The sequence below is a fragment of the Amycolatopsis albispora genome, from assembly GCF_003312875.1.
GTDB lineage: Bacteria > Actinomycetota > Actinomycetes > Mycobacteriales > Pseudonocardiaceae > Amycolatopsis > Amycolatopsis albispora.
The window spans coordinates 7,057,939-7,071,146 of sequence record NZ_CP015163.1 but is presented as its reverse complement, the minus strand read 5'-3'; the positions used below and the strand labels follow the sequence as shown (position 1 = coordinate 7,071,146).

The window sequence follows — 13,208 nt, the reverse complement described above, 5'->3', positions numbered from 1 at the left end:
TCTATGACCCCTAGTACTTCAGCAGGTTCGTGTCGTCGACCGAGGCCGACCGGCGGGTGCGGAAGATCGACATGATGATCGCCAGCCCGACCACCACTTCGGCGGCGGCCACGACCATCACGAAGAACGCCATCACCTGGCCGTCGAGATTGCCGTTGATCCTGGCGAAGGTGACCAGCGTGAGGTTCACCGCGTTGAGCATCAGCTCGATGCACATGAACACCACGATCGCGTTGCGGCGCACCAGCACCCCGACCGCACCGATGGAGAACAGCAGCGCGGAGAGCAGGAGGTAGTTCGTCGGCGTCATTTCGCTTCGCCTTCGTCCTTTTCTTCCTTGCCACCGACCAGTGCGTGCGCGTCGGGGCCGGGCTCGTCGCCGGCGACCTGCTTGCGCTCGCTCTCGAAGTGCGAGGCGGTGGTGGACTCGATGATCTCCGACAGCGACTCGGGCGCCACCGAACCGTCCGGCAGCAGCGCGGGGGTGGCCACCGAGTTGGCGGTGGCGAACACCCCGGGGCCGGGCAGCGGCGAAGGCCGGGCGTGCTCACCGCGGAAGCGGGCCACCACCAGTTCCTTCTGCGACTTCTTGCCGCCCTTGCCGTGCCGGTCGGAGAAGGCCAGCACCATCGCGCCCATCGCCGCGGTGATCAGCAGCGCCGAGGTCAGCTCGAACGGGAAGAGGTACTCGGTGAAGATCTTGCGGCCGAGACCGCCCGCCGCACCGCCCTGCGGGCTGGCCGGGTCGACCAGCGGAGCCGGGGTGACGTCGGCCAGCGACCGGGCCAGCGCGGCGGCGAACAGCCCGGCCATGCCGATGCCGAGCAGCGCGGCGGCGAGCCGCTGCCCGCGCAGCACCTCCACCACCGAGTCCGAGGAGTCGCGGCCGACCAGCATCAGCACGAACAGGAACAGCATCATGATCGCGCCGGTGTAGACGATGATCTGGGTGAAGCCGAGGAACGGCGCCTGCTGGACCATGTAGAGCACGCCGAGCGAGAGCATGGTCAGCACCAGCCACAGCGCGGAGTGCACCGCGTTGCGGGCGAAGATCATGCCGAGCGCACCGGCCACCGCGAGCGGGGCCAGCACCCAGAAGGCGATGGTCTCGCCGGTGGTCACCGGCACCGCCTCGGGCAGCGGAGCCTGCGCGAGCAGCGCGGTGATCATGACGCGCTCCCTTGCTCACGAGCCAGCTGCGGCCCGTTCACGTAGTAGTCCTGCTCGTTCTCACCGAGCCGCATCGGGTGCGGCGGCTGCTCCATGCCGGGCAGCAGCGGGGCGAGCAGGTCCTCCTTGGTGTAGATCAGCCGCTGGCGGTCGTCGTCGGCCAGCTCGTAGAAGTTGATCATCGTCAGGGACCGGGTCGGGCAGGCCTCGACGCACAGGCCGCAGCCGATGCAGCGCAGGTAGTTGATCTGGTAGTCCGCGCCGTACCGCTCGCCGGGCGAGTAGCGCTCCTCCTCGGTGTTGTCACCACCCTCGACGAAGATCGCGTCGGCCGGGCAGGCCCAGGCGCACAGCTCGCAGCCGACGCACTTCTCCAGCCCGTCCGGGTGCCGGTTGAGCTGGTGGCGCCCGTGGTAGCGCGGCGCCGCCGGCGCCCCGGCCTCCGGGTACTCCTCGGTGGCCACCTTCTTGAACATCATCGAGAAGGTGACGCCGAAGCCCTTGATGGGATCAAACATCCCCATCGGTGTTCTCCCTTCCGGCGGAGACCGCGGCGGGCTGCTTCTTCGACACCCGTGCCTTGGCCTTGAGCGCCCGTTGGCGCGGGGTGGTCTCGGGGACCTTGAGGTCGAGCGGGGGCAGCGGGTAGTCGCTGCCGGTGACCGGCACGCTGTCGGCGTCGCGCAACTGCTTCTCCGGCACCATGAACGCGATCACGACCAGCACCAGGAGCACCACCGCGCCGACCGCGATCCACACCCCCAGCGGCACCTCGTCGGTGCCGCGGATGGCCCGGATGGTGGCGATCATGACGATCCACACCAGGTTCAGCGGGACCAGCACCTTCCAGCCCAAGCGCATGAACTGGTCGTAGCGGTACCGGGGCAGCGTGCCGCGCAGCCAGATGAAGCCGAACAGCAGCACGAACATCTTGGCCATGAACCAGATGACCGGCAGCCAGCCGCTGTTCAGCGCGTGGTCGGCGCCGACGAACGGGAACATCCAGCCGCCGAGGAACAACGTGGTGGCGAACGCCGAGACGATCACCATGTTCACGTACTCGGCGAGGAAGAACATGGCGAACTTCATCGAGCTGTACTCGGTGTGGAAGCCGCCGACCAGCTCGGATTCGGCCTCCGGCAGGTCGAACGGCGCGCGGTTGGTCTCGCCGACCATGGAGATCAGGTAGATCACGAAGCTCGGCAGCAGCAGGTAGAAGTACCAGCCCGACTGCTGCGAGGCGACGATGTCGCTGGTGGACATCGACTGCGCGTACAGGATCACGCCGACGATCGACAGGCCCATCGCGATCTCGTAGGAGATCACCTGCGCCGCCGAGCGCAGCCCACCGAGCAGCGGGTACGGCGAACCGGACGACCAGCCGGCCAGCACGATGCCGTACACGCCGATCGAGGAGCAGGCGAGGATCACCAGCACGCCGACCGGCAGGTCGACCAGCTGCAGCAGGGTCCGCTCACCGAAGATCGAAACCTCCGGGCCGAACGGGATCGCCGAGAGCCCGACCAGCGCGGGCACCGCGGACAGCACCGGCGCCAGGAAGTAGACCTTGCGGTCGGCGGTGTCCGGGATGACCTGTTCCTTGAACGGCAGCTTCAGCGCGTCCGCGAGCGACTGCAGGTACCCGCCGGGGCCGACCCGGTTGGGGCCGGGCCGGTTCTGCATCCGGCCGACCGCCTTGCGCTCCCAGACGATCAGGAAAATCGTCAGGATCGGGCCGATCAGCAGGATGACCACGGCCTTGATCAGCACCAGCCACCACGGGTCGTCGGCGAGGATCTCGGCCCTGGTCATTTCCTGGGCCTGCATCAGGAACGGGGTCACCGCGCACCTCCAGCGATCGAGACCACCGAGCCGTGCCCGGCCGCGAGCGCGGCGCGGACCCGGGAGCCTTCGGAGTTGCCCGGCAGCCAGACCACGCCGTCGGGCAGGTCGGCCACTTCGACCGGCAGCGTGATGGCGCCGCGCTCGGTCGACACGGTCACCGTCTCCATGCCGTTCGCGGTGGCCGCGGACAGCCGGGCCACCACCGGGCGGGCGGTGCCGGCCAGGTGCGGTTCACCGTCCTGCAGCGAGCCCTCGTCGAGCAGCTGCCGCCAGGTCGCCAGCACCGCCTGGCCCGCGCCCGGCTTGGGCGCGGACGCCGCCGGGACCTCGGGGGCCTGGCCACCGCGGCGGGTGGCCAGCCGGGCCAGGTCGCCCGCGGCGGCGGCCGGGGTCTGGGTGAACAGGTCGGCGTCCATCTCGACGGCGAGCGTGTCCAGCACGCGGCAGTCGGGCAGCGCGCCGGTGCCTTCGAGGGTGACCGCGAACTCGCGGCGGCGGCCCTCCCAGTTGAGGTAGGAGCCGGACTTCTCGACCGCCGGGGCGATCGGCAGCACCACGTCGGCGTGCTCGGTGACCGCGCTCGCGCGCAGTTCCAGGCTGACCACGAAGCCCGCGTTGGCCAGCGCGCGCCGCGCCAGGTCCGGGTCGGGCAGGTCGTCCGGGTCCACCCCGCCGACGAGCAGGCCGTCGAGCTGACCGCCGGAAGCCGCCTCGAGAATGCCGGTCAGGTCGCGGCCGGGCTCGCCGGGCAGGCCGTCCACGCCCCACGCCCTGGCCACCTCGACGCGGTCCTCGATGCTGGTGACCGAGCGGCCGCCGGGCAGCAGGGTCGGCAGCGCACCGACCTCGACCGCCCCGCGTTCACCGGCGCGGCGCGGGATCCACGCCAGCCGGGCCCCGGTGCGGGCGGTCAGCCGCAGCAGCGCGGAGAACAGGCCGGGCACCTCGGCGGCGCGTTCGCCGACGAGCACCACCCCGCCCGCGGCCAGCGCCTCGTCGAGGTCCGGCGCGTGCTGGGCGAGCGCGTCGATCGCGGCCGCCTCCCCGCCGGGCACGCAGGCGAGCAGCTCACCGAAGGTCTTGCGCACCGACGAGGTGGTCCACTGTCCCAAGTGGACGATCTTGGCCTGCTTCGTGCGCGCGGCCTTGCGCAGCCGCAGGAAGACGATCGGCGCCTCTTCCTCGGGCTCGAAGGCCACGCAGAGCACGGTCGGCGCGTTCTCGATGGCCGAGAAGGTCACCCCGGTCTCGGGGGTGGTGCCGACCACGTGCGCGGTGAGGAAGTCCAGTTCCTCTGCCGAGTGCGCCCGCGCGCGGTAGTCGATGTCGTTGGTGCGCAAGGCGATCCGGGCGAACTTCGAGTACGCGTAGGCGTCCTCGACGGTCAGCCTGCCGCCGGGCAGCACGGCCGCGCCCTTGCCGTCGCGGGCCTTGGCCAGGCCTTCGGCGGCCACGCGCAGCGCGTCGGTCCAGGAGGCTTCCTTCAGCTCACCGGATTCCGGGTCACGCACCATCGGGCGGCGCAGCCTGTCCTCGGCGGTGGTGTAGCGGAAGGCGAACCGGCCCTTGTCGCAGATCCACTCCTCGTTGACCTGCGGGTCGTCCCCGGCGAGCTTGCGCATCACCTTGCCGCGCCGGAAGTCGGTGCGCTCGGCGCAGCCCGACGAGCAGTGCTCGCACACGCTCGGCGAGGACACCAGGTCGAACGGCCGCGACCGGAACCGGTACGCCGCGCTGGTCAGCGCGCCCACCGGGCAGATCTGGATGGTGTTGCCGGAGAAGTAGCTCTGGAACGGCTGACCGCTGGTGGTGCGCGAAGCCATGTCCAGCACGTCGGCCGTCTCCGCGGTGCCGATCTGCTGGTGCGCCCCGCGTTCGAGCAGCTCGATGAACGGGTCACCGGCGATCTGCGCGGAGAACCGGGTGCAGCGCTGGCAGAGCACGCAGCGCTCGCGGTCGAGCAGCACCTGGCTGGAGATCGGCAGCGGCTTCGGGAAGGTCCGCTTGCGGTCCACGAACCGCGAGTCCGCGCGGCCGTGCGCCAGCGCCTGGTTCTGCAGCGGGCACTCACCGCCCTTGTCGCAGATCGGGCAGTCCAGCGGGTGGTTGATCAGCAGCAGCTCCATCACGCCCTGCTGCGCCTTGTCCGCCACCGGCGAGGTCAGCTGGGTCTTGACCACCATGCCGTCGGCCACCGTCATCGTGCACGAGGCCTGCGGCTTCGGCATCGGGCGGCCGTTCATCTCCACCTCGACCAGGCACTGGCGGCAGGCGCCTGCCGGGTCGAGCAGCGGGTGGTCGCAGAAGCGCGGGATCACCGTGCCGAGCCGCTCCGCGGTGCGGATCAGCAGCTCACCCTTCGGCGCGATGACCTCCTCGCCGTCCATGATCAGCTTGACGTGGCCTTCGGGGACCGGGGTTTCCTCGGTCGAAGGCTTGTCGGGTGCGATGGTCATGCCTGCGCTCCCACCAGCTCGCGCTTGTTGCTCTCACACAGTGCCAGGAACTCGTCCCGGAAGTACTTGATACCGCTGGTGATCGGGCTGACCGCGCCGTCACCGAGCGCGCAGAACGAGCGGCCGAGGATGTTGTCGCAGACGTCGAGCAGGGTGTCGATGTCGGCCTCGGTGCCCCGGCCCTCGACCATGCGCTCGAGGATCTGCGCCAGCCAGTAGGTGCCCTCGCGGCACGGCGTGCACTTGCCGCACGACTCGTGCTCGTAGAACTGCGTCCACTTCATCACCGCCCACGGCACGGAAACCGTCTCGTTGAACACCATCACCGCGGTGGTGCCGAGCATCGAGCCCGCCTCGGCGGCGCCTTCGAAGTCCAGCGGGGTGTCCAGGTGCTCCGCGGTGAACATCGGCGTGGACGAGCCACCCGGGGTCCAGAACTTCAGCGGGATGCCGTCCTTCATGCCACCCGCCATGTCCAGCAGCTGGCGCAGCGTCGTCCCGAGTGGACACTCGTACTGCCCGGGATTGGTCACGTGCCCGGAGATCGAGTAGATCTTCGGGCCGGGTGACTTCTCGCTGCCCATCTTGCGGAACCAGTCGGCACCGGCGTTGACGATGTAGGGCGCGCTGGCGATGGTCTCCACGTTGTTCACCGTGGTCGGGGCGGCGTAGAGGCCGGCGGCCGCGGGGAACGGCGGCTTGAGCCGCGGCTGGCCACGACGGCCCTCCAGCGAGTCGAGCAGCGCGGTTTCCTCACCGCAGATGTAGGCACCGGCGCCCGCGTGCACGGTGATGTCGAGATCGAACCCGCTGCCGACGATGTTCTTGCCGAGGTAGCCGGCTTCGTATGCCTCGCGCACGGCCGCGTTGAGGCGGCGGATGCAGTGCAGCGCCTCACCGCGGACGTAGATGAAGCAGTGGTGCGAGCGCATCGCGTACGAGGCGATCACGCAGCCCTCGATCAGCGAGTGCGGGTCCGCCATCATCAGCGGGATGTCCTTGCAGGTCCCCGGCTCGCCCTCGTCGGCGTTGATCACCAGGTAGTGCGGCTTGTCCTCGTTGGGCGGCATGAACGACCACTTCACACCGGCCGGGAAGCCCGCACCGCCGCGGCCGCGCAGGCCCGCGTTCTTGATCAGCGTGACCAGCTGCTCCGGGGTACCGGCCAGCGCCTTGCGCAGCGCGGTGTAGCCCTCGAGGCGTTCGTAGGTGGCCAGCCGCCAGGATTCCGGCGAAAGCCAGCGCTTGGTGAGGACCGGGGTAATGGGGTCAGCCATCGGCTTGCCTCACTTCTTCTCTTCGACGGCGGGCAGCGGCACGTCTTCCATCACCGGCGCGGTCCAGCCGCGCTCCTGCGCGACCTGGGCGCCCCGCAGGGTTTCCACGGCCTGCGACGGCCCGTCCACGTCGGCGCGGTAGGTCTGCTCGTCCTCCGGGAAGAACCCGGCGAGCTGCAGTTCCGCGCCCTTGAAGTCGGTCAGCGGGGCACCGCGCGTCGGGGCCGGCTTCTTGCCCGCCCGCAGCGCGTCGACCAGCGCGACCGCCTTGTCCGTGGTCTGGTTGTCGAAGTACTCGTAGTTGACCTGGATGACCGGGCCGAGGTCGCAGGCGGCGAGGCATTCCGCGTGCTCGAGCGTGATCGAGCCGGGCTCACCCGGCGTGCCCGCGGTTTCCTCGTGCCCCAGCGGCTTTTCCTCGGAACCGAGGTGCGTCTGGAGCTTTTTGTAGATGTCGTCCCCGCCGAGCGCGGCGCACAGCGTGTTGGTGCAGACGCTGACCAGGTGCTCACCACACGGGCGGCGCTTGTACATGGTGTAGAAGGTGGCGACCGCGCTGACCTCGGCGTCGGACAGGTCGAGCTGCTTGGCGCAGAAGGCGATGCCCTCCTGCGTGACGTAGCCCTGCACCGACTGCACCAGGTGCAGCATCGGCAGCAGCGCCGACCGGCTCACCGGGTAGCGCGCGATGATCTGCTGCGCCTTGTCCACGATGTCGGGGCCGAACGGGTCCTCCAGCACCGCGGTGTCCAAAATGGACGCCGAGTCGCCGGGGGCGATGCCGCGCACGTCCACGTCACCACCGGCCGCGACGTGCGTCTGGTCGGCGTAGTCGGGGCCCGGCTCCGGGCGTTCCGTCGAAGAGGTCATCGGTCCACTCCCCCCATCACGGGGTCGATCGACGCGATCGCCGCGATCACGTCCGCCACCAGCCCGCCTTCGGCCATCGCGGGCATCGACTGCAGGTTCACGAAGCTCGGTTCCCTGATGTGCACGCGCATCGGGCGGGTGCCGCCGTCGGAGACCAGGTGCGCGCCCAGCTCCCCGCGCGGCGACTCGACCGGCACGTAGGCCTGGCCCGGCGGCACCTTGAAGCCCTCGGTGACCAGCTTGAAGTGGTGGATCAGCGATTCCATCGACTGGCCCATGATCTTGCGGACGTGCTCGAGCGAGTTGCCGAGCCCGTCGCTGCCCAGCGACAGCTGCGCGGGCCAGGCCACCTTCGCGTCGTCCACCATCACCGGGCCGGGGCCCTCGTCGGCCAGCTTCTTCAGCGCCTGCTTGATGATCTTCAGGCTCTCGCGCATCTCCTGCACGCGGATCAGGTAGCGCGCCCAGCAGTCCGCGTCGGTCGAGGTCGGCACGTCGAACTTGAACTCGTCGTACCGCGAGTACGGCTCGGTCTTGCGCAGGTCCCACGGCAGCCCGGCCGACCGCAGCACCGGTCCGGTCACGCCGAGCGAAAGGCAGGCGTCCACCGGCAGGAAGCCGACGTCCTTGAGCCGGTTGCGCCAGATCGGCTGGCCGGTGAACAGCTTGTCGTAGAGCGGAAGCCGCTCCTCCATCGTCTTGACGAAGGCGGACACCGCCTCCTGGTAGTCCTCCGGCATGTCCTGGGCGAGCCCGCCGGGCCGGATGAACGCGTGGTTCATCCGCAGGCCGGTCAGGTGCTCGAGCAGGTGCAGCACCTCTTCGCGCTCGCGGAAGCCGAGCGTCATCGCCGTGGTGGCCCCGAGTTCCATGCCGCCGGTGGCGATGTAGACCAGGTGCGAGCCGATCCGGTTGATCTCCAGCAGCAGCACGCGCAGCAGCTCGGCCCGCGGCGGCGCCTTGATGCCGAGCAGCTTCTCCACCGCGAGGCAGTAGGCCATCTCGGTGGACAGCGGTGCCAGGTAGTCCATCCGCGTGACGAAGGTGACGCCCTGGGTCCAGGTCCGGTATTCGCAGTTCTTCTCGATCCCGGTGTGCAGGTAGCCGATCACCGAGCGGAGCTGGGTGACGGTCTCGCCCTCCATCTCCAGCACGAGCCGGAGCACGCCGTGCGTGGACGGGTGCTGCGGGCCCATGTTGATGACCATGCGGTCGTCGTGCTCGGCGTCGGAGAGCACGTCGTCCCAGTCACCACCGGAAACCGTGTAGACCGGGCCTTCGGTGGTGCGGCGCTCTTCGGCGTAGGCCTGCTGGCTGGACGAGCCGGACGGCGAGGTGTCGGTGCCGGTCTCGACGTCCGAGATCTTTTCGGTGCTGCTCACGAGTAAGACCTCCGCTGGTCCGGCGGCGGGATCTCCGCGCCCTTGTACTCCACGGGAATCCCGCCGAGCGGGTAGTCCTTGCGCTGCGGGTGGCCGTCCCAGTCGTCCGGCATCAGGATCCGGGTCAGCGCCGGGTGGCCGTCGTAGACGATGCCGAACATGTCGTAGGCCTCCCGCTCCTGCCAGTCGGCGGTCGGGTAGACCTCGACCACGGACGGGATGTGCGGGTCGTCCACGTCCACCGCGACCTCCAGCCGGATGCGGCGGCGGAAGGTCATCGAGGTCAGGTGGTAGACCGAGTGCAGGCGCTGCGGCACGTCCACGCCGTAGTCCACGCCGGAGACCGAGCTGCACAGCTCGAACCGCAGCCCGCCGTCGTTGCGCAGGGTCCGGCAGATCTCCAGCAGGTGCTCGCGCGCGACGTAGAAGGTGATCTCGCCGCGGTCGACGGTGACCTGCTGGATCGCCTCGGCCGGGATGCCGTTTTCGCCCAGTGCGGCGAAGAACTCGTCGGCGAACTCGTCGAACCAGCCGCCGTACGGGCGTTCCGCCGGGGGCGGCGAGTACGCCGGGAGCCGCAGGCCGCCGTAACCGGAGGTGTCCCCGGTGCCGGAGACGCCGAACATGCCCTTGCGCTCGCGCCCGGCCACCACCGGTTCGGCCGGGCGCGGGCCGGCGGGCCGCAGCTCGGCCGACTCGGCGCGCTCGGCGCTGGACTGTTCTCCGCCGGGGACCGGCTTTTCTTCCTCGGGCATCTGCGTCACTTCTTCGCGTACTTGATGGAGGACGGGATCAGCTCGGTGCGGGCACCGCTGGCCGCGCGCAGTTCGGCGCGCCGGGCGTTGAGCGGTTCGTCCTGGATCTTGGCGTGCAGCTTGAGGATCGCGTCGAGCAGCATCTCCGGCCGCGGCGGGCAGCCGGGCAGGTACATGTCCACCGGCACGATGTGGTCCACGCCCTGCACCACCGCGTAGTTGTTGAACATGCCGCCGGACGAGGCGCACACGCCCATCGCCAGCACCCACTTGGGCTCGGCCATCTGGTCGTAGATCTGGCGGAGCACCGGCGCCATCTTCTGCGTCACGCGGCCGGCGACGATCATCAGGTCCGCCTGGCGCGGGGTGGCGCTGAAGCGCTCCATGCCGAAGCGCGCGATGTCGTAGCGCGAGCCGCCGACGGTCATCATCTCGATGGCGCAGCAGGCGAGCCCGAAGGTGGCGGGCCACATCGAGTTCTTGCGCGCCCAGTTGACCAGGCCCTCCAGGCTGGCCAGCAGGATTCCGTTCGGGAGTTTCTCTTCGAGACCCATGCTTTGCCCCTAGTTCCAGTCGAGGCCGCCGCGCCGCCACACGTAGGCGTAGGCGAAACCGACCGTGGCGATGAACAGAACGATCTCCACCAGGCCGAACAGGCCCAGCGCGTCCGCGGAGACCGCGAACGGGTAGAGGAACACCATCTCGATGTCGAACAGGATGAACAGCATCGCCGTGACGTAGTAGGCGATCGGCATCCGGCCGCCGCCGACCACCGGCTGCGGCGAGGGTTCGATCCCGCATTCGTAGGCCGAAAGTTTCGCCTTGTTGTAGCGGCTGGGGCCGACGAGCGGGCCCAGCAGCACCGAGAGCACGGCGAACGCGATCGCCAGCACGAACAGGATGACCAGCGGGAGGTACACGTCCAACGTGGGAGCGGCGGCCCCCTGAGCGAGTTGTCCCGCGAAGTGTGGTGGTTGCAACGCCAGCACGGTTCGTCCATCCCTTCCGCGCCGCTGCGATCGAACTTGGTCTGAGTGCCTCGTGGCGCACCCTAAGCGACCCGGATCACACCTCCGAGCGTTAGGGCAGCCTTACTGCCGGTGCGTTATGGCCCGCGACCTCGGCGGCCGCTTGTGAAAAAGTTCACAAGCGTGCCGTCGTTATTGTGAAGCGGTTCACAAGGCACGGCGTCAGTGTAGGACGCGAGTCACACCCTTGTCGCCATCCCCCGTGGTATAAGGCTTACCTAACTTCCGGGGTGATCACGGAACGCCCGTACTGCGTCACAGCTCGCAGACCTGCGACAAAGGGACTGAACGCGCCCATTCCAGGCGCTGACACGGTTTGTCCGGTGTGAGGTAACACACGCCAACCGAGAAGGCGGCCGCCTGCCGAGGACACGAATGTGGCTTTGGGGGCCGATTTCGCCCCGAAAGCCACATTCGTGTCCAGGGGTCGCTCAGCGCGGGCTGGGGGTGGCGCGCGCGGCCGCGGCGATCAGGCGGTCGACCACGTCGCCGCCCTTCGCGTCGTAGCAGCCGGAAAGTCCCTTGTACACCAAGGGAAGCAGGGCGTTGATGCGCAGCCCGTACTTGGTCGCCGCCCGCATCACGGCCGGTTTGCCGATCAGCTTCGCGAACACGTTGCCGAGCCGGTAGTAGCCGCCCATCAGCTCGGCGACGGCCATCGGGTAGCCCTGCAACGCGCGCTCGCGCGAGGAGCCTTCCGGCCGCGCGAGCGCCTGGACCACGGCTTCGGCGGCCAGCTGCGCCGACTCCATCGCGGCCGAAATGCCCTCCCCGTTGAACGGGCTGACCATGCCGCCCGCGTCGCCGAGCAGCAGCAGGCCGTCGCGGTAGTGCGGGGTGCGGTTGAAGCCCATCGGCAACCCGGCGCCGCCGACCTTGCCGATCGCGTTCTCCTCGCGGTAGCCCCATTCCTCGGGCGTGCCGTCGAGCCACTGGCGCAGCAGCGCGCGGTAGTCGGTGCTGCGGAAGGCCTTCGAGGTGGACAGCATGCCGAGGCCGACGTTCACCGTGCCGTCGCCGAGCGGGAACGCCCAGCCGTAACCCGGCAGCAGCTTCGGGCGCGCGGGATCGCTGCGGTCCCACAGCTCCAGGTGACCTTCGATGAACGGGTCGTCGTGCCGCGAGCTCTTGTAGTAGCGCCGCACGGCCACACCCATGGGGCGCTTCTCGTTCTTGCCGATGCCCACGCTCAGCGCGAGCCGCGCGGACACGCCGTCGCACGCCAGCACCAGCGGCGCGCGGTAGCTGACCTCGCGCTTGTCCTCGCCGGTCTTCGCTTCGACGCCGACCACGCGCCCGGTGGCGTCGGTGATCGCGCCGGTGACCGTGGTGCGCTCCAGCAGCCGCGCGCCCGCCTTGACCGCGGTTTTCGCCAGCAGGTCGTCGAAGTCCTGGCGGGTGCGGGAAACGCCGTAGGGCGGGTAGCTGGTCAGCTCCGGCCAGTCCAGCTCCAGGGTCAGGTCCCCGGTGAGGATGCGCAGGCCGCGGCTGTGCACCCAGCCCGCGTCCTCGCTGGTGTCGATGCCCAGGTCGATCAGCTGCTTCACGCCACGCGGGGTGAGCCCGTCACCGCAGACCTTCTCGCGCGGGAAGACCGTCTTCTCCAGCAGCAGCACGTCCACGCCGGCCCTGGCGAGATAGGTGGCGACGGTGGAGCCCGCCGGGCCCGCGCCCACCACGATCACCTCGGCATCGCGCTGCTGAAGACTGTTCATGCAGGCGAGTGTACGGGCGGCTTGGTGGCCCGATGGATTGCTACGACGCCGAATGTGAGGTTCATCCACTCCACGTCGGTCCAGCCGGCGGAGGCGATGATCTCGCCGAACTCGCGTTGCGCGGGCCAGGTCAGCATGGATTCGGCGAGGTAGCCGTAGGCGTCCGGATTGGACGAGACCCGGCGGCCGACCCAGGTCAGCAGCCGCAGCATGAACTTGCGGTAGATGAACCGGATCGGCGGGAAGGTGGGGGTGGACACCTCGCAGATGACCAGCCGCCCGCCCGGCCGCACCACCCGCGCCAGCTCCTGCAGCGCGGCCTTGGTGTCGACGAAGTTCCGGATGCCCAGCGAGACCGTGGCGGCGTCGAAGCTGCCGTCGGCGAACGGCAGGTGCAGCGCGTCCGCGGCGACCATCGGCACCTTGCGGTGCAGCCCCGCGCGCAGCATGCCCAGCGAGAAGTCCGCGGCCAGGCACCACGCGCCGTTCGCGGCGTACTCGGTGGTGGACACGCCGGTGCCGGCGGCCAGGTCGAGCACCTTCTCACCGCGCTTGGCGTCGAGCACCCGCGAGGTGGTGATCCGCCAGCGGCGGTCGAAGCCGAAGGTCATGAACGAGTTCGCGCGGTCGTACCCGTCGGCGACGCCGTCGAACATGGCGGCGACTTCGTGCGGATCCTTGTCGAGGCTGGCTCGGGACATGCCGCCACA

13 protein-coding genes are annotated in these 13,208 nt (G+C 69.5%); all 13 read right to left on the bottom strand.

The window, feature by feature from the left end; all coding sequences use genetic code 11:
• Window positions 1-10: 10 nt before the first annotated feature.
• The 13 genes from nuoK to A4R43_RS33490 all read right to left on the bottom strand — a co-directional run bounded on the left by nuoK (window position 11) and on the right by A4R43_RS33490 (window position 13,199).
• A complete protein-coding gene (nuoK, locus tag A4R43_RS33550; protein WP_113695753.1) occupies window positions 11-310 on the bottom strand; it encodes an NADH-quinone oxidoreductase subunit NuoK in 300 nt (99 codons plus the stop codon).
• The gene (locus A4R43_RS33545) at window positions 307-1,170 is read right to left on the bottom strand and encodes an NADH-quinone oxidoreductase subunit J (RefSeq protein ID WP_113695752.1); all 864 of its coding nucleotides are present in this window, start codon (window positions 1,168-1,170) and stop codon (window positions 307-309) included. Before A4R43_RS33545 ends, nuoK begins: the two co-directional genes overlap by 4 nt.
• On the bottom strand, window positions 1,167-1,694 hold the full coding sequence (nuoI, locus tag A4R43_RS33540; protein WP_113695751.1) for an NADH-quinone oxidoreductase subunit NuoI: 528 nt from the start codon (window positions 1,692-1,694) through the stop codon (window positions 1,167-1,169). The genes A4R43_RS33545 and nuoI overlap by 4 nt, the downstream gene beginning before the upstream one ends.
• On the bottom strand, window positions 1,681-2,997 hold the full coding sequence (nuoH, locus tag A4R43_RS33535) for an NADH-quinone oxidoreductase subunit NuoH (protein ID WP_113698059.1): 1,317 nt from the start codon (window positions 2,995-2,997) through the stop codon (window positions 1,681-1,683). Before nuoH ends, nuoI begins: the two co-directional genes overlap by 14 nt.
• Before the next feature lie 11 nt (window positions 2,998-3,008).
• Window positions 3,009-5,471: an NADH-quinone oxidoreductase subunit G gene (locus A4R43_RS33530; protein ID WP_113695750.1), complete on the bottom strand. Its 2,463-nt coding sequence runs from the start codon at window positions 5,469-5,471 to the stop codon at window positions 3,009-3,011.
• Window positions 5,468-6,748 carry an NADH-quinone oxidoreductase subunit NuoF gene (nuoF, locus tag A4R43_RS33525; protein ID WP_113695749.1) on the bottom strand — a complete coding sequence of 427 codons (1,281 nt, stop codon included), beginning with the start codon at window positions 6,746-6,748 and terminating at the stop codon, window positions 5,468-5,470. Before nuoF ends, A4R43_RS33530 begins: the two co-directional genes overlap by 4 nt.
• Before the next feature lie 9 nt (window positions 6,749-6,757).
• The gene (gene nuoE / locus A4R43_RS33520) at window positions 6,758-7,618 is read right to left on the bottom strand and encodes an NADH-quinone oxidoreductase subunit NuoE (protein WP_113695748.1); all 861 of its coding nucleotides are present in this window, start codon (window positions 7,616-7,618) and stop codon (window positions 6,758-6,760) included.
• Entirely contained in the window at window positions 7,615-9,000 is a 1,386-nt protein-coding gene (locus A4R43_RS33515) for an NADH-quinone oxidoreductase subunit D (protein WP_113695747.1), read from the bottom strand. The genes nuoE and A4R43_RS33515 overlap by 4 nt, the downstream gene beginning before the upstream one ends.
• A complete protein-coding gene (locus A4R43_RS33510; RefSeq protein WP_113698058.1) occupies window positions 8,997-9,755 on the bottom strand; it encodes an NADH-quinone oxidoreductase subunit C in 759 nt (252 codons plus the stop codon). The genes A4R43_RS33515 and A4R43_RS33510 overlap by 4 nt, the downstream gene beginning before the upstream one ends.
• 5 nt (window positions 9,756-9,760) lie before the next feature.
• Window positions 9,761-10,309 carry a NuoB/complex I 20 kDa subunit family protein gene (locus A4R43_RS33505; RefSeq protein ID WP_113695746.1) on the bottom strand — a complete coding sequence of 183 codons (549 nt, stop codon included), beginning with the start codon at window positions 10,307-10,309 and terminating at the stop codon, window positions 9,761-9,763.
• Window positions 10,310-10,318: 9 nt separating this feature from the next.
• Window positions 10,319-10,735, bottom strand: coding sequence for an NADH-quinone oxidoreductase subunit A (locus tag A4R43_RS33500; RefSeq protein WP_113698057.1), 417 nt, complete (start codon window positions 10,733-10,735; stop codon window positions 10,319-10,321).
• 479 nt (window positions 10,736-11,214) lie between these two features.
• The gene (locus tag A4R43_RS33495; RefSeq protein WP_113695745.1) at window positions 11,215-12,498 is read right to left on the bottom strand and encodes a geranylgeranyl reductase family protein; all 1,284 of its coding nucleotides are present in this window, start codon (window positions 12,496-12,498) and stop codon (window positions 11,215-11,217) included.
• The gene (locus tag A4R43_RS33490) at window positions 12,495-13,199 is read right to left on the bottom strand and encodes a demethylmenaquinone methyltransferase (RefSeq protein ID WP_113695744.1); all 705 of its coding nucleotides are present in this window, start codon (window positions 13,197-13,199) and stop codon (window positions 12,495-12,497) included. Before A4R43_RS33490 ends, A4R43_RS33495 begins: the two co-directional genes overlap by 4 nt.
• Window positions 13,200-13,208: the final 9 nt, after the last annotated feature.